Consider the following 16,058-nt stretch of genomic DNA (forward strand, 5'->3'; position numbering starts at 1 on the left):
ATTATTAGTAGTATAGTCTAAATTTTTAAGGATAAACAAAAGAAAAACGTGCCCCACACATTGTGTGTTAGACGCACGCCTTCTATGTTAATGGGCACTTATATACTCTTCTTCAGTTTTATTATATTGACCAATTTTTTTGTATTTTTGATATCTATGCTGAACCAATTCTTCTTTGCTAAGCTTTCGTAATTCCTTCAACGATTGTAGAAGGATGGAATCGATAGAAATTGCTTGTTCAGTAATATCTTTATGGGCACCGCCTCTAACCTCAGGAATAATTTCATCTACTATCCCTAATTCTTTTAGGTCCGGAGCTGTTATTTTCATTGTTTCTGCTGCTTTTTTGGCTTGACCCGCGTCTTTCCATAGTAATGCGGCTGCCCCTTCTGGGGAAATAACGGAATAGGTTGAGTTTTCTAGCATGTGTATGTGATTTCCTACCCCCAAGGCAAGTGCACCACCACTTCCCCCTTCTCCAATTACAATACAAATAACTGGGACAGTTAAACTAGCCATTTCGAACAGATTTTTTGCTATTGCTTCACTTTGCCCTCTTTCTTCAGCGGCTTTACCAGGATATGCTCCCTTAGTATCGATAAAGCAAATAATTGGCCGATTAAACTTTTCAGCTTGTTTCATTAGCCTTAGTGCCTTACGATATCCTTCAGGATGTGGCATACCAAAGTTTCTTCGAATGTTTTCTTTTGTATCTTTGCCTCGTTGGTGTCCGATCACTGTAACGGGTAAGCCTTGAAATTTTGCAATTCCACCTACAATCGCTGCATCATCACCATAGTAACGATCACCATGACATTCGAAGAAATCCGTAAAAATTCGATCTATATAATCAAGCGATGTTGGTCGTTCCGGATGACGAGCAATTTGAACTCGATCCCAAGGCTTTATATTGCTATATATTTCATTTTCAAGCTTTAGAAGTCTCGTTTCGAGCTTTGAAATTTCATCAGAAAGGTCTACATTAGAGTCTTTTGTAAAATCTTTCAACTCCGTAATTTTTCTCTTTAATTCTACCACTGGTTTTTCAAATTCTAGTTCGCCTACCAATTACCTGCACCTCCATCCGTATGAATATCTACTATATTGGCCAACGTATCTCTTAATTCATTTCTGTGGATTACAGCGTCTAATTGGCCATGCTTTAGTAGGAACTCTGCCGTTTGGAAATCTTCAGGTAATTCCTCACGTATGGTTTGCTCGATAATTCTTCTACCTGCAAATCCTATTAATGCTCCTGGCTCAGCAAAATTAAAGTCTCCTAAAGAAGCAAAGCTTGCAGAAACCCCACCTGTAGTAGGATGAGTCATAATTGAAATAATAAGTCCACCCTGATCACTAAATAGCTTTAGAGCCGAGCTTGTTTTTGCCATTTGCATTAAGCTTAGAACACCCTCTTGCATTCTAGCTCCCCCGGAAGCCGTAAAAATGAGGAATGGGACTTTCTGCTTCATTGCCATCTCAATTGCTCTGGTGATTTTTTCCCCAACGACAGAACCCATACTTCCCATTCGGAAACTTGAATCCATGATGGCCAAAATAATTCGGTTTCCACTGATCGTGCCTTCACCTGTTACAACTGCTTCATTAATCCCTGTCTTATCTTGATCCTTCTTAAGCTTTTCAAGATAATCTGGAAAATCAAGTGGATTTTCAGAAACCATATCTTTATCAAATTCAAAAAATGAACCCTCATCTAACAAACTTTCAACTCTTTCATAGGCAGTCATTTGGTAGTGATAATCACAATTCATACAAACCTTGTTGTTTTTAACTAATTCTTTTGTATACATAATTTTTTTACAGTTAGGACATTTACTCATAATACCTTCTGGGACATCTAGCTTTGCTTGTTCTGAAGGTATTGAAGCATACTTTTTCTTTTTAACAAAAAAATCTTTTAACAAAAAGGAACCTCCTCACACATTTCAATTGAATGGCTTCTTCGACCAGTTAATATCTATCGCATATTTTGGAACAAAAGCTTTGTAACGTAAAAAAGGAAAATTATATATCTTCCTTCGTTGCCAAAAAAGCATGTACTTATACTTTACTGAATGTCTTCTACATTTTTTGTAGGAATATGTCACTGACTTCACGACAAATTCCTACAAATTGTCTAGCAAGACTGGAAGTCTTATTTTGTTACCCTTAACGCCACACATAACTACTAAATTGTTAAGGCAACATGCTTAGTTTTTCATATGCAGATAAGGCTTGGGAAACATTGCGTTCACGTAAACCACTAACCAATTCATCGAAACCTTCTTTATTTATTACTTGAGTCTGTTCCTCATAAACAAACTTCACATACTCATATACAACTAGCCAGATACGTAGCACTAGTCGGTTACCTGTTGCCTCAACTATCATTTGTAGTAAGAATTCCTTAGGATTCTCAACTTCTAACAGTTTAGGTGACAGTTCATCAAACAGATTAACGTCTTTTCTAGAACAAACTAATTCAATACATGATTTTTCTATCATGGTCTTTGTTTCAAGAAGATCATCTTTTGTTTTATCTCCTTGAATAATGAAGGTACCTATTAAGTTGATTAATTGATGATTTCCAAAATCCTTTAAGAAAGTACCTTCGCCTCTTCTTGTCTCAATTAACCCTAGTAATTCTAAGGAACGGAGTGCCTCCCTAACGGAAGAGCGACCTACTTTAAGACGATCCGATAGCTCTCTTTCAGATGGTATTTTATCACCAGCAGAAAGACCATCATCATGAATAATCGACCTTATTTGATTTACAATTTCAATAAACACCTTTGAATTAGACGATGTCACAGTATCTCTTCCTATCAAATCAAATACGCCTTGGCGTATTTGCGCCCGATTTTTAGGCCCACAGAAAGTGGGACATAAAGACGTTGCCACAGGAAGTGGCGTATTTAGTCTTTGGATCTTACTCCTCGAAAAAAATTTTCTTTGAAAAATCGTGGCAACCGCAGGAGGCTTTAACTATAAATAACAAGGGTTTGAACCCCTGCTGTTTATAGTTATTCAATAATAGCCAAACGTCGTGTTTTCTCTGCAACTTCTTCTGGATCTACATCAATTCTTGCAACGCCAGTTTCCATCGCCGCTTTAGCAACACTTGCAGCAACGGCAGGAGCTACCCTAGGGTCAAAAGGAGCAGGGATAACATAATCTGCTCGTAGTTCCTCAGTTGAGACCAACGAGGAAATAGCCTCTACGGCCGCGATCTTCATTTGCTCATTAATTGTTGTTGCTCTAACATCTAGCGCACCTCTAAAAATACCTGGGAAGGCTAACACATTGTTAACCTGGTTTGGAAAATCAGATCTTCCCGTTCCAACTACTTTCGCTCCTGCTTCTAATGCAATCTCTGGCATGATTTCAGGATTTGGATTAGCCATTGCAAAAATTATCGGATCCGGCCTCATGCTTTTTACCATCTCTGCTGTAAGCGCACCTTCAACAGATACACCTATAAAGACATCAGCATCCTTTAGTACATCTTGAAGTGTTCCTTCTAAACGGTCACGGTTCGTATATTTTGCCACTTCGGCTTTTACATTGTTCATACCAAATGTGCGCCCGTCAAATATTGCCCCTCTTGAGTCACACATAATGATGTCACGAACTCCATAGCGGTATAGGAGCTTAATGATTGCAATTCCAGCCGCACCTGCTCCATTCGCTACAACCTTTATTTCGGACATTTTCTTTCCAACAAGCTTTAAAGCATTCACTAATCCTGCAACTGTAACAATTGCAGTGCCATGTTGGTCATCATGAAAAACCGGAATATTTGTCTCTTTTTTGAGACGTTCCTCTATGACAAAGCAATTAGGAGCTGCAATGTCTTCTAAATTTACTCCACCGAAAGTTGGCTCTAGTAATTTTACTGTTTCAATAATTTTTTCAACATCAGTTGTATTTAGACAAATTGGAAATGCATCTACACCAGCAAAACTCTTAAGTAATACAGCCTTACCTTCCATGACCGGCAGAGCTGCCTCTGGACCAATGTTCCCTAAGCCTAAGACTGCAGTACCATCAGTTACAACAGCGACCATGTTTCCCTTCATTGTGTATTCATACACTTTGGACTTATCGTCATAAATAACTTTACATGGTTCAGCAACACCTGGTGAGTAGGCCAAGCTTAAATCCTTTGCGTTTTTTACCGGAATTTTTGATTTTGATTCAAGCTTTCCTTTGTTTATTTGATGAATATGTAGAGCTTCTTCTCGTAGAGTCATTTACCTTTTTCACTCCTTGTTTTAAAGAAAACTCGGTGACTGCAGATCCATAGAATAACAGCACCATTTTTTAGTCATACAAATACAATCCTAAACCTTGTCCAAACTTCACTTCTGGTATTTCATAAAAACCTAGTCATATAGAATTCCAATTTCAAATGATAATTCAGTGGTCTGGCCACATCACTTTTATTTAACAATATAACATATCTAATGCTGTTGTAAAGAGAATATGTCATTTTAGAACCACATTTTGGGGTCCTATCATATCTTTCAACTGCTCTATAAACTGTGTGGTTGGATTAACCCAAAGCTCCCTTTGAAGCTTTATTATTTTATGTGTCTGCTCATTGTAAATAACCACTGCATTTTGTCCTGGAGACTGCTGTAACATCTCTTTTACATCAATCAATATTTGATCACCTTGATGTTCTTTATCTAACCTTATAAAAAGTGTATGTTCTTCATGCACTGCTTCTTCAACCTTTTCCTGTAATGGTTCTACCTCATTGATGATGAGTTGAAGCTGGTTATTTCGATCTTCCACCTTCCCTTTTATCACAAGTAAGGCCTCCATTTTTAAATGCTTGGAAAACTTTGTATAGGATTTAGGAAAAGCAACAGCTTCAAGCTCGCCCGAATCATCACTAATAGTTAGGAAGGCCATTACTTCCCCTTTTTTCGTTCGAATCGTTCTTTCTTTTGTAATAAAACCACCGATTACAATGTTTTGATGAAGATAGGTAGATGCCTCTGAAATTGAAATAGCACCATTTTTACGTAAATATTGTTCATAAGAGGAAAGCGGATGACTGGATAAATAAAAACCTAACGCCTCTTTTTCAAAGCGTAGCTTTTCCATTTCCTTAAATGGCTCGACCTCAACATATTTGGGCTTTAGTCCGAAATCATCCTCAAATGTAAGTTCAAACTGATTTTCCTCGTCCTTTGGTCGCACAAGTTCAGCGTGCTCAAGCGCAACATCTAACGTAGCTAAGAGTGTGGCTCTATGTTGATCAAATTCGTCAAACGCTCCCGAACATATTAAGGCCTCTATTGTTCGGCGATTTATACTTTTGGTTGATGTTCGTACGCAGAAATCGAATAAATCAGCAAAAGGTTTTACCTTCCTTGTTTCGATGATTTCCTTTAATGCAGAAACTCCTACTCCCTTAATTCCAGCTAAGCTAAATCGAATCGACTTTTTCTCTACAATGAAAGGAAAAAAGCTCTTATTAATGGAAGGTGGCAAGATACTTATCCCTTTTTGTTTTGCTTCACGTATATATTGCCCAAGCTTATCATCGTTCCCAATAACGCTTGTTAGTAATGCTGACATAAAATAAAGTGGGAAGTTCGCTTTTAAATATGCTAGTTGGTAGGCAATCATACTATATGCTACAGCATGGCTTCTATTAAAACCATAATTGGCAAAACGCACAATCAAATCGTATATGTCATGAGCTGTTTTTTCGCTATAACCCTTTGCAAGACTTCCTTGGACAAAGTGCTGTCTCTCTTGATCGAGTACTTCTTTTTTCTTTTTACTAACAGCTCTTCTTAATAAATCAGCTTCTCCAAGACTAAACCCTGCCATTTTGGAAGCAATTTGCATAATCTGTTCTTGATATACAATGACACCATATGTCATTTGAAGGAGCGACTCTAGGTCTGGGTGTGGGTATTGCACCGCTTCTTTCTTATGTTTACGAGAAATATACAATGGTATATTTTCCATTGGACCTGGTCGATATAATGCATTCACTGCTACAATATCCTCTAGCTCATTAGGTTGAAGTCGAGTTAACACACTTCTCATTCCACTTGATTCTAATTGGAAAACTCCTGTTGTATCACCTTGACTTAGTAACGTAAATGTCTTTTGATCATCTAACGGAATGGTAGAAAGGTCTATTCTTTTTCCGGTTCCCCGTTGAATGAGGGATTGTATATTTTGAATTAGGGTCAAATTTCGAAGACCAAGGAAATCCATTTTTAACAATCCTATTTCCTCGAGGATATCCATCGGAAATTGTGTTAAATACACGTCATTATGTCCTTCTTGGATTGCAATTAAATTAGTGAGTGGTTGTTCACTTATCACAACCCCGGCAGCATGAGTAGATGTATGCCTTGGAAGTCCTTCAATTTTTATCGCTGTTTCAAATATTTTACGTCCAATTTCAATATTTGTAATATAGTCACGTAATCCCTGTGATTCCTCATAGGCCTGTTTAAGCGTAATTCCTAGCCTACTAGGTACTTGTTTGGCAAGAAAGTCAGCTTCCTTAGGAGATATCCCCATCACTCTTCCGACGTCTCTAAGAGCTGCTCTAGCTGCAAGTGTTCCAAATGTAATAATTTGTGCGACATGAAGTCTACCATATTTTTTTGACACATATTCAATCATTTCATCTCGTCGGTTATCCGGAAAATCAATATCAATATCTGGCATTGATATTCTTTCAGGGTTTAAGAAACGTTCAAATAATAGCTGGTGTTCTAATGGATCAACATCCGTAATATGTAGAACATACGCGACCAATGAACCTGCTGCAGAACCCCTGCCAGGACCTGTGACAATGCCGTTCTCATGTGCATATTTCATAAAATCCCAAACGATTAAAAAGTAATCGCTAAAGTTCATCTTTCTAATAACTTCGAGCTCATATTGTAACCGGTCTAGCTGTTCATCGCTAGGATGTTGATACCTCTCATGTAACCCTTTTAAACAAATACGTGACAAATAATCCGCTGCGGGTTCATGATTGGGTACCGGATATTTTGGCAAAGCAAATTTTCCAAGTTCAATTTCCACATTACATTGCTGGGCGATCTTTAATGTATTTTCAATAACCACTGGTGTTTCAAAAAAAAGATCAATCATTTCGGTTGGCGATTTCAAATAATATTCTTTGCTCGGTAAGACAACTCGATCCTCATCTGCTAGCTTTGTACCATTTTTTATCGATAACAGGCATTCATGTGCAAATGAATCACTTTTCTCTATATATTGGACATGATTGGTAGCAACTACTGGTATTTCTAAATCATTGCCAATCATCAGTTTCAATTCATTGATCTTATCTTCATTATGTACGTTGTGGTTTTGCACTGATAAATAAAAAGAGCCTGGTTCAAATATTTGTTTATATGAATTAGCACATCTTTTAGCTTCCTCAACATTTCCAACTTTAAGGTTTTGTTCGACGTCTCCCATTCGCCCCGGAGAAATACCGATGAGTCCTTCACGATATTGACTTAACCATCTTCTAGGAAGTCCTGCTTTTGACTTAGTTTGGATGGCACTACTAATTTTTAATAGGTTTTGATATCCTTTATTATTTTTGGCGAGTAATACTAACGGATAAGCAGTACCTTGCCCGTCTTCTTCAGATAGTATCTGTGCAGTCAATCCAATAATAGGTTTTATTCCATACTTTCTACATTCTTTATAGAAGGCAACCGCCCCATACATCACATTTTCATCTGTTAACGCCAACGCTTTAAGTCCTAAGCTGCTCGCTTTTTTAACCAAATCTTCTAATTTTGCAGCGCTAGATAAAAGACTGTAGGCGCTTTGAACCTGTAAGTGAACAAAAGGCAATTAAATCCACACCTTTATCATGTTATATTTTTTCTCCTTTGGTACTAGCTTCTTCTAATTTTCATACCAAAAATACGTTCTTATCGTTACTTTCATTATAGTCTTATTTACAAAACAAGCAAAACAAAACTCATACTAGCAATGGTTTGTCCATATACATAGAGTTAAAGAGGATTAAAAAAGAAATGACTATTTAACAAATCCAAAAAGAGGGTGTCCATATGGAAGTTAAAGAGGCTTTTATGCCCGCATTTATTCATAGTTTTTTTATTGCGCTTGGAGTCTTATTAGGTGGATCCCTTATAGGCGGGCTTGGAGCATTTATCTCCGGTCAAGCTCCGTTATCTGAAATCTATTCAGTTGCGAGCAAGCTAAAAATTTGGGCACTTGTCGCCGCAATTGGTGGAACATTTGATGCTTTTTATAGCTTTGAAAGAGGAATTTTTCTTGGGCAAACAAAGGATGTCTTTAAGCAATTTTTATTAATTCTATCTGCAATGGGAGGCGCTCAGTTCGGTTGGAGAATCATTGAATGGTTAACGCAGGAGCATATCACCTAATGAGAGTGGCTCCATATTATCAAAAACCAGGTTGGCAAAGGTTTTTTGCTGGTATAGTTGTTGGCGCCTTAATAAGTTGGTTTGTCTTTTTATATCAGTTTGGAGTACTGCAAGAAAAACAGATTCAATTAATCACAGAACAAGAAAGTGAAATTAAGGACTTACAGGATAGTAAAGATATACTTATTGATGATATAAAAAAATTAAATACTGAGAACAAAAACAAACTAAAAGTCCAGGATTTCAAGGTCGAGTTTGCAAACCGTAAAAAATTTGACCTAAGTTCACTCAATCTCCATATTATGCAAAACGCAGTAATAGAGGATCTTAATTATCTAATTGGACAGGATATTCAAAGTCTATCAAAAAATAAAGAGTTACTACGAGGTACAATTGAGAATAGGGATTTTGAATTGGATGATAAAACCTATAAGCTTAAAATACACACGATCTATTTTGATACAACTTTAGAAATATCACTCAACATAGAGCTAGTTAAATAAATCTCTTTCTAAAAAGTTGAATATGTGAACCAACGTTTACGAGACCGCTTAGGATATCTATGTAATCTCAGATTACCATACAAAACTTAGTGTAGCCTCCTTCTAGGAGGCTTCAGACTGTAGACAAACGCTCGCATACGGTGTTGCTTACCTCGCTCGTCCGCTCATGAAGGCAACTTCTATTCGCGTCTTCGCTCGGGCAGCGCGCATTGTCTGACAAACGTTTTCAAGACAGTCTGGGTTCATAATCTTACGAGGGATTTTCATACTAAAAGAGTGCAGCCTCCTTCTGGGAGGCTTTTTCCTTTTTAAGATATGAAATTTTTGTTACAGATTTTTAAAAGTTTTTAGAAAATTATAAAATTATATAGTATTTCTGGGTAGAAATGAAATACAATAAACATATGAGGAGGAGGGAAAAAATGTATATTAATCGTAGAACGATGTTAAATGAAAAAATGGCACGAATAAAAAACGGGTACTCGGCTTATGCAGAATCCTCTGAAGTGGTGAATGCAATTAAGAAAGAAATACAAGCCTTAAATTTAAACGTACATGAGGAAGTAACAGAAGTGGGTTCATGGTTTATCCCAGAGAAAGTAAAAAACTAAAGAAAAAGTCGCACAAATTAGAGCGACTTTATTTTTTAGTTTACTTGATTGCAAACCTTTTGTATATCTGCAATTACTTTATCAACCTCTTGCCAGGAATAAATAGATGCTCCAGAAGCGAGTGGATGTCCCCCACCGTTATATTTTTTTGCTACTCCATTTATCACTGGTCCATTTGACCGAAGTCGAACACGTATTTGATCTTTTTCTTCTACGAAAAATGCCCATGCTTTGATATTTTCAATATTTCCTAAGCTGCTTACAAGTTGTGAGGCTTCAATTGGTGTTACATTAAATTTTTGAAGAATCTCATTTGATATCACCATTGCTCCTACACCATCTTCAGTGACCTTATAATTCTGATACACATAGCCACTAAGGCGAGCTACATTTTCTTTTGTTCGGTATAAATTTTCGTAAATATCGGGAAATGAAAAACCAAATTTAATTAATTCTCCAGCATATGTAAAGGTCTTTGGATTTGTACTGGGAAACAAGAACCTTCCAGTATCGCCTACAATTCCAGCAAAGATGAGCCTTGCTGCTTCCTTTGATAAGGTTAATCCTTGTTCTTTTCCATGTAAGTAAAATTCATACACCATTTCACTACACGAACTTGCATTTGTGTCCACCCATAGAAGATCACCATAGGGGTCCTCATTTGGATGATGGTCAATTTTTATTAGCTTAGTCCCACGATTATAGCGTGTATCTGATATTCGTCCTTGGTTGGCTGTATCGCACACAATTACAAGTGCATCTTTATATGTTTCATCCGGTATCTTATCCATTTCCTTCAGAAAAAGTAAAGAAGGTTCATCCTCCCCTACTACATACACTTTTTTCGTAGGAAAGGAGGCTTTTAGTATTTCCGCTAGTCCATTTTGTGATCCATACGCATCCGGGTCAGGACGGACATGCCTATGAATAATAATTGTTTCAAATTGTTTGATTGTATCAATAATTTCTTGAATCATTTTATTCTCCTTTTTACATTATATTGGCTCGTTCTTCACGAAGTTTCCACATTCTATTCACTAGCATTTTAGAAAACTACCCGTTACAATAGGAATAGCAATCTAGAATTGGAGGAAGCTTTTTCATGCAAATTTTAGTTATGTTAATTATCTTTTCTTTTGTATTTTATTTCTATTATAAAACAAAATATTTCCGTACGAGACGCCCAATCGAAAAACAATGGTTGTCTGCGAAATCCAGTATAGCTCTTGGCTTATTCGTTGCCCTATTTGGTATAAATACACTTTTTGTTCATCCTTCAGTAATTTCAACTGTCATTGGGATTATGCTCATATTAGTAGGCGGTGGAAGCACATGGGCAGGATTTCGCGCCTATAAGCATTACCTACCATTAGTAGTGAAAGAAGCAGCGGAACAACAAGGATAATTACAAAACCGCAAACGCCTCAAAAGAGGAACATCGACTAACATCTGCCACGTCCTGTGGCAAACGTCAAAATGTCAGCACATCCTATGCAAGTCCTACAAGAAAAACTCGAGGGACTAGGCGCTGAAACTGGATGTCGAAACGCTTATCCTAAATCCTTATGATTTATATAACGATAATAAAAAGGGACGCCCGAATGCGTCTCTTTTTTTATGTTAAGTAAGTATAGGATTCAGAAAATGCTTTCGTTGTCTAACTCCAGGAGCGCTTAACGCTTTTCTCTCTATCTTTCAATTAATTGAGCCATCATCATTGCTTTTCCAACAACGACACCGCCATTAAAAACTTCGACATCTACTTTTCCAAATTTTCTACCAACCTCTAAAATCCTCGGGCGGATTTCCAACATACTTTCAATTTGAACTGGTTTCATAAAATATACAGTCATGTTTTCGATTACTAAATCACCTTTTTTAAATGATTTGAGTACTCTGCTTGCTGCTTCTGTGACTATCGTTGTAAAAACACCATATGAGATAGTCCCTAAGTAGTTTGTCATTTGGGGAGTTACTTCACACTGATAGATTGCTTCACCCTCTGACGAAATATCAACAAATTGATTGGTTACAATGTCATCAAGTGTTTCTCCTACCTGTGGTTGACGTCCGACCATTTGTAATGCTTTTAGTACATCTTGACGACTAATAATTCCTTGTAAACGGTTGGATTGATCAACAACTGGTAAAACTTCAATTCCTTCCCATACCATCATATGTGAAACAGATGCTACAGATGTCTTTTCATTGACTGTCATTGGTTGTTTTGTCATTACTTTGTCAATAGTTGTTTGTAAATCCTGACCCATAATGTCTTTTGCTGTAACCATGCCGACAACTTTGGATTGTTTATCAATTACAGGATATCGACCATGACCCGTTTCGGTATTATATTGATACCATTGTTCAACCTTATCGGAGAGTTGAAGACTAATTGTTTCAGCTTTTGGAGTTAATATATCCTCAACTAGCACAATTTCTTTTTTTATAAGTTGATCATAAATAGCGCGGTTGATCATTGTTCCGACCGTAAAGGTATCATAGCTACTAGAGATGATAGGTAGTTGTAACTCATCTGCTAACTTTTTCACATGATCCTCTGTGTCAAAACCACCTGTTATTAATACTGCTGCTCCCGCATTTAATGCATACTCATGTGCTTTTGTTCGGTTACCTACAATCAAGAGATTACCTGCGCCTGTATAACGCATCATCGCTTCAAGCTTCATGGCACCAATAACAAATTTATTTAGCGTTTTATGTAGTCCCGCTTTTCCACCGAGCACTTGTCCATCTACAATATTAACAACCTCTGCAAATGTTAGCTTCTCAATGTTTTCCTTCTTTTTTCGTTCAATTCGGATTGTGCCAACTCGTTCAATCGTGCTCACATAGCCTTTATTTTCAGCTTCCTTAATTGCCCGATAAGCTGTCCCTTCACTTACCTTCATGTCCTTCGCAATCTGTCGAACAGAAATCTTCTCACCAATCGGAAGTGTATCGATATATTGCAAAATTTGCTCATGCTTTGTCGCCAAGCTCTTCACCCTCTAATAATCATAATCATTCTATTTCTATACCGTTGGTTTCTTATGTCTATTATACGGGTGAAAAAGGCTTTATTCAATCTTGGCTAGATTATGTGTCAAAAAGGAGGATGAAAAGGACCAAGAAGTTCGAGGCGGCGCTGTTTTGAGTAGCGGAACGTATGCAGTTAATACGTGAGCAACGGAAAAACAAGCCAACGAGCTTCCACAGGAAGTGGTGACTTCGACGTTCGACACAGGACGTGTCGGCAGGTAGTCGAAGCTCTTCTAGGGATGTGTCATTTTCACCGGACATTTTGACCATCCTTTATTGGTACATACGCATTCTTTGTCTTTTGTTTGAAGCAACTGTTACTGTTTTTGTCACTTTTTTTGTTGTTTTTGGATTGTATAAGAGTCCAATTAGATTTCCACTTACAACAATCAGTGCAAATACGAGCCATGAAAGGGCAAATATCCCCTCCAAGCCACTAGCTCCAACTGACAATCTTGGTACACCATAATACAGTAAAACCCCACACAGTAATAAGCATAGTAATAATCTATTGTGCATCCTTATTCCCTCCTTACTATATGCTTGTATCATTCTATGAAAGGTTGTACAAAAAAAGACGTGAATCATAGCATGATATTCACGTCTTTCTCCAATTTATAATTCAATTACGTCTCCAGGTGATAATACCTTGCCATCCGCAGAGGTAAGCCTTGACACATAATCTTCTGGATCCTGTTCAATTACAGGGAAGGTATTGTAATGAATTGGAACTACTATCTTTGCCTTTAGCCATTCTGCTGCAATTAGTGCATCGTCTGGTCCCATTGTGAAATTATCTCCAATTGGTAAAAAGGCAACATCGATATCATTAAGTTCCCCAATAAGCTTCATATCATAAAATAATGCTGTATCCCCTGCATGATAGATTGTTTTATCCTCAGCAGTAAAGACAATTCCACCTGGCATTCCTGTATAGATAAGCTCCTTTTCATCAGGTATCTCAACACTTGATCCGTGAAACGCAAGCGTATATTTCACTTTTCCAAAGTCAAACTGATGTGAACCACCAATATGCATCGGATGAACATTTATCCCTTGCCACCCTAGATAGACAGCAAGTTCATTTGGCGCAACCACCAAACTCGAATTACGCTTTGCCAGCTCAACAGTGTCTCCTAGGTGATCTCCGTGGCCATGTGTTAATAAGATTACATCAACTTTTTCTTCGGAAGCTATTAAATCGGTTTGAGGGTTCCCAGTAATAAAAGGATCAATGATAATTGACTTCCCCCCGGTTTCAATTTTTACAACAGAATGACCATGATAGGATATTTTCATATGTATCTCCCCTTTTTATTTAATCGTTACTAATAACTTCTTTATTCCTGCTTACATTCCTTCTTTTTTATACCCTTTTCCTCTTTAAAACAAACATACCTAACATGACAACATAGAATTGCTATAGTTTACAATTTTGATATTAATTGCTACTCTTAATTTATCTTTTTTAAAGGATGTGTCACTATGAATCAAAGATTAAAACAGCTTTCTAATTGGCTGGTGGAAAAGGATATTACATGTAGCTTCATTACTTCCACTCCCAATGTTTTTTATTTAACAAACTTCTATACAGAACCACATGAGAGACTTCTCGGATTGTTTGTTTTTCAAAATGAGGAACCAATATTGATTTGTCCTAATATGGAGGTGGGACAGGCTCGGACTGCTGGATGGCAGTATGAAATTATCGGTTTTAGTGATACTGATAATCCGTGGGAACTCATACAACAATCGTTCTCAAAACGAAACATAGCCGTCACAACAGTAGCTCTTGAAAAAGAACATCTAACTGTTGAAAGGTTTGAAAAGGTTCAAGAATTGTTCCCTTCATCCTCATTTGTATCTGCTGAGGAAAAATTACATACATTACGCATGATTAAAGAAGATAAAGAGGTTTCCATTCTGAGAGAGGCAGCTAAACTTGCTGATTATGGTGTTGAAGTTGGAGTGCAAGCCATAGCTGAGGGAAAAACAGAATTAGATATCCTTGCAACCATTGAATTTGAACTGAAGAAAAAAGGGATTCGTCAAATGTCCTTCGATACTATGGTCCTAACAGGTCTAAAAACTGCTGCACCACACGGTAAACCAGGGCTAGAAACGATTTCTAAAGGGGATTTTGTCCTTTTTGATTTAGGCGTTGTACTTGATGGATATTGTTCAGATATTACCCGAACTGTCGCGTTTGGAGAGATTTCCGATATACAGCGTGACGTGTATGATACTGTTTTAAAAGCTCAATTAGCTGCAGTAAATATAAGTAAGCCAGGTACAAAGGTTGGAGATATTGATCGTGCTGCACGTACGATTATTTCCGATGCTGGTTATGGAGAATATTTTACTCATCGAATTGGTCATGGGCTAGGTATTGATGTACACGAGTTCCCTTCCATGAATGAAACAAACAATATGCTATTACAAAAAGGAATGGCATATACGATTGAACCCGGTATCTACGTGCCTGAAATTGGCGGAGTACGCATTGAAGACGATATGCTGATTACGGCAGACGGTTCAGAAACACTTACAAAATTCCCAAAGGAATTACTAACAAGATAAGTATAAAGGACCTCACCTGGAGGTCCTTTACTTTTGTCTAATTATAGCCCCTTCTGCTCTCCGGTCTACGCAAATCGCTTCGGAAGGTATAATGTACCCTCTTCAACGCTCGTCTTATGCTTCTCGCCGATAAGCGAAGGGTTATGCTTTCTTAGTTCACGGCATTTTCTTCCTCTTCAAATTTTGAACAAAGATACTCAAACAGCTTATGATTAAAATTATCCTGATTCCGGACATAATCAAATAAAATATCGTATTGCTCTTTGTTAGACTGGATACTATTTAGAACCTTAAAGAATAATTCCTTTTGTTCATTAATGGTTTCAACTAGTTCGTGATCTCTTTCCTCTTTATTCTCAAAGCTCTTAGAAATGGTCTCTTTTATCAGTTCATGCCCTTTTAGTGATTCAACAATTTGGTCAAATTGTTCCTTTACAAGATTAATATTTTCAGAAACTTTCTGGTTAAACATTTCTTGATTTTGAACAATCCGTTGGAGAATTTCAAGCTGTTCCCTATGTTCCTCATGCTGTTTTGTGGCTGTCTCGTTGTATTTTTCTTGTTTCTTCATAAAGCCTACAACCACCTCCAATAGATTTTTCTGTTCTTTCATTTTTTTAGTGAGCTTTTCATCCTTCTCTGATTGATTTCGTTCTTGGTGGAAAAATTGCTGTTGCAACCCCTTTTGTTCGTCTACTAATTTCTTAATTAGTCCCTCATTGCTTTTCATAAATTCTTTAACTGTTTTATTATATTTTTCCTGTAATTTTATGTGTTCCATTACAAAGTTAGAATAATAGGTTGATTGATTTGGATTTTTTGGCATGGAAGCTGTAGCTGTTGGGCGATGAACATAGGGTGCTAATGATTGATTATAAAAAACTGGTGAACCCATCTACCTG

15 protein-coding genes are annotated in these 16,058 nt (G+C 37.2%); 5 read left to right on the forward strand and 10 right to left on the reverse strand.

What is annotated here, in order from left to right; translation table 11 throughout:
- Window positions 1-87: 87 nt before the first annotated feature.
- The 5 genes from accA to dnaE all read right to left on the reverse strand — a co-directional run bounded on the left by accA (window position 88) and on the right by dnaE (window position 7,860).
- Window positions 88-1,068, reverse strand: coding sequence for an acetyl-CoA carboxylase carboxyl transferase subunit alpha (gene accA, locus ACWNMY_RS05300; RefSeq protein WP_449537228.1), 981 nt, complete (start codon window positions 1,066-1,068; stop codon window positions 88-90).
- Window positions 1,062-1,925, reverse strand: coding sequence for an acetyl-CoA carboxylase, carboxyltransferase subunit beta (gene accD / locus ACWNMY_RS05305; protein ID WP_449537229.1), 864 nt, complete (start codon window positions 1,923-1,925; stop codon window positions 1,062-1,064). Before accD ends, accA begins: the two co-directional genes overlap by 7 nt.
- A 271-nt stretch (window positions 1,926-2,196) precedes the next feature.
- On the reverse strand, window positions 2,197-2,811 hold the full coding sequence (locus tag ACWNMY_RS05310) for a FadR/GntR family transcriptional regulator (protein WP_449537230.1): 615 nt from the start codon (window positions 2,809-2,811) through the stop codon (window positions 2,197-2,199).
- A gap of 212 nt (window positions 2,812-3,023) precedes the next feature.
- Window positions 3,024-4,253 (reverse strand): NAD(P)-dependent malic enzyme, encoded by a 1,230-nt coding sequence (locus ACWNMY_RS05315; protein ID WP_449537231.1) that lies wholly within the window; start codon window positions 4,251-4,253, stop codon window positions 3,024-3,026.
- 235 nt (window positions 4,254-4,488) lie between these two features.
- Window positions 4,489-7,860, reverse strand: coding sequence for a DNA polymerase III subunit alpha (gene dnaE / locus ACWNMY_RS05320; protein WP_449537232.1), 3,372 nt, complete (start codon window positions 7,858-7,860; stop codon window positions 4,489-4,491).
- A 221-nt stretch (window positions 7,861-8,081) separates the two neighbouring features.
- On the opposite strand from dnaE, the gene ACWNMY_RS05325 reads away from it, so the two are divergent.
- The 3 genes from ACWNMY_RS05325 to ACWNMY_RS05335 all read left to right on the forward strand — a co-directional run bounded on the left by ACWNMY_RS05325 (window position 8,082) and on the right by ACWNMY_RS05335 (window position 9,534).
- Entirely contained in the window at window positions 8,082-8,420 is a 339-nt protein-coding gene (locus tag ACWNMY_RS05325; protein WP_449537233.1) for a YtrH family sporulation protein, read from the forward strand.
- A complete protein-coding gene (gene ytrI, locus ACWNMY_RS05330) occupies window positions 8,393-8,923 on the forward strand; it encodes a sporulation membrane protein YtrI (protein ID WP_449537234.1) in 531 nt (176 codons plus the stop codon). The genes ACWNMY_RS05325 and ytrI overlap by 28 nt, the downstream gene beginning before the upstream one ends.
- 422 nt (window positions 8,924-9,345) lie before the next feature.
- On the forward strand, window positions 9,346-9,534 hold the full coding sequence (locus ACWNMY_RS05335) for a hypothetical protein (RefSeq protein WP_449537235.1): 189 nt from the start codon (window positions 9,346-9,348) through the stop codon (window positions 9,532-9,534).
- Window positions 9,535-9,569: 35 nt separating this feature from the next.
- Here ACWNMY_RS05335 and ACWNMY_RS05340 read toward each other — a convergent pair whose 3' ends face one another.
- Entirely contained in the window at window positions 9,570-10,511 is a 942-nt protein-coding gene (locus tag ACWNMY_RS05340) for a DHH family phosphoesterase (protein WP_449537236.1), read from the reverse strand.
- 125 nt (window positions 10,512-10,636) lie between these two features.
- On the opposite strand from ACWNMY_RS05340, the gene ACWNMY_RS05345 reads away from it, so the two are divergent.
- On the forward strand, window positions 10,637-10,939 hold the full coding sequence (locus tag ACWNMY_RS05345; RefSeq protein WP_449537237.1) for a YtpI family protein: 303 nt from the start codon (window positions 10,637-10,639) through the stop codon (window positions 10,937-10,939).
- A gap of 283 nt (window positions 10,940-11,222) precedes the next feature.
- Here the strand turns inward: ACWNMY_RS05345 and ACWNMY_RS05350 are convergent, their stop codons facing one another.
- The 3 genes from ACWNMY_RS05350 to ACWNMY_RS05360 all read right to left on the reverse strand — a co-directional run bounded on the left by ACWNMY_RS05350 (window position 11,223) and on the right by ACWNMY_RS05360 (window position 13,875).
- Entirely contained in the window at window positions 11,223-12,533 is a 1,311-nt protein-coding gene (locus tag ACWNMY_RS05350) for a DRTGG domain-containing protein (RefSeq protein ID WP_449537238.1), read from the reverse strand.
- A gap of 316 nt (window positions 12,534-12,849) precedes the next feature.
- On the reverse strand, window positions 12,850-13,095 hold the full coding sequence (locus tag ACWNMY_RS05355) for a hypothetical protein (RefSeq protein ID WP_449537239.1): 246 nt from the start codon (window positions 13,093-13,095) through the stop codon (window positions 12,850-12,852).
- 96 nt (window positions 13,096-13,191) lie between these two features.
- A complete protein-coding gene (locus tag ACWNMY_RS05360) occupies window positions 13,192-13,875 on the reverse strand; it encodes a metal-dependent hydrolase (RefSeq protein ID WP_449537240.1) in 684 nt (227 codons plus the stop codon).
- A gap of 186 nt (window positions 13,876-14,061) precedes the next feature.
- Between ACWNMY_RS05360 and ACWNMY_RS05365 the strand changes: the two genes are divergently transcribed.
- Window positions 14,062-15,156, forward strand: coding sequence for a M24 family metallopeptidase (locus ACWNMY_RS05365; RefSeq protein WP_449537241.1), 1,095 nt, complete (start codon window positions 14,062-14,064; stop codon window positions 15,154-15,156).
- A gap of 151 nt (window positions 15,157-15,307) precedes the next feature.
- Here the strand turns inward: ACWNMY_RS05365 and ACWNMY_RS05370 are convergent, their stop codons facing one another.
- On the reverse strand, window positions 15,308-16,051 hold the full coding sequence (locus ACWNMY_RS05370; protein WP_449537242.1) for a hypothetical protein: 744 nt from the start codon (window positions 16,049-16,051) through the stop codon (window positions 15,308-15,310).
- Window positions 16,052-16,058: the final 7 nt, after the last annotated feature.

The organism is Ferdinandcohnia sp. Marseille-Q9671, assembly GCF_976954385.1.

What these genes read in the sequence shown, in the direction of transcription:
- ACWNMY_RS05315 (WP_449537231.1), bottom strand. Translation starts at nt 4,253, where the DNA reads ATGACTCTACGAGAAGAAGCTCTACATATTCATCAAATAAACAAAGGA.
- ACWNMY_RS05325 (WP_449537233.1), top strand. Translation starts at nt 8,082, where the DNA reads ATGGAAGTTAAAGAGGCTTTTATGCCCGCATTTATTCATAGTTTTTTT.
- ytrI (WP_449537234.1), top strand. Translation starts at nt 8,393, where the DNA reads ATGGTTAACGCAGGAGCATATCACCTAATGAGAGTGGCTCCATATTAT.
- ACWNMY_RS05335 (WP_449537235.1), top strand. Translation starts at nt 9,346, where the DNA reads ATGTATATTAATCGTAGAACGATGTTAAATGAAAAAATGGCACGAATA.
- ACWNMY_RS05340 (WP_449537236.1), bottom strand. Translation starts at nt 10,511, where the DNA reads ATGATTCAAGAAATTATTGATACAATCAAACAATTTGAAACAATTATT.
- ACWNMY_RS05345 (WP_449537237.1), top strand. Translation starts at nt 10,637, where the DNA reads ATGCAAATTTTAGTTATGTTAATTATCTTTTCTTTTGTATTTTATTTC.
- ACWNMY_RS05355 (WP_449537239.1), bottom strand. Translation starts at nt 13,095, where the DNA reads ATGCACAATAGATTATTACTATGCTTATTACTGTGTGGGGTTTTACTG.
- ACWNMY_RS05360 (WP_449537240.1), bottom strand. Translation starts at nt 13,875, where the DNA reads ATGAAAATATCCTATCATGGTCATTCTGTTGTAAAAATTGAAACCGGG.
- ACWNMY_RS05365 (WP_449537241.1), top strand. Translation starts at nt 14,062, where the DNA reads ATGAATCAAAGATTAAAACAGCTTTCTAATTGGCTGGTGGAAAAGGAT.
- ACWNMY_RS05370 (WP_449537242.1), bottom strand. Translation starts at nt 16,051, where the DNA reads ATGGGTTCACCAGTTTTTTATAATCAATCATTAGCACCCTATGTTCAT.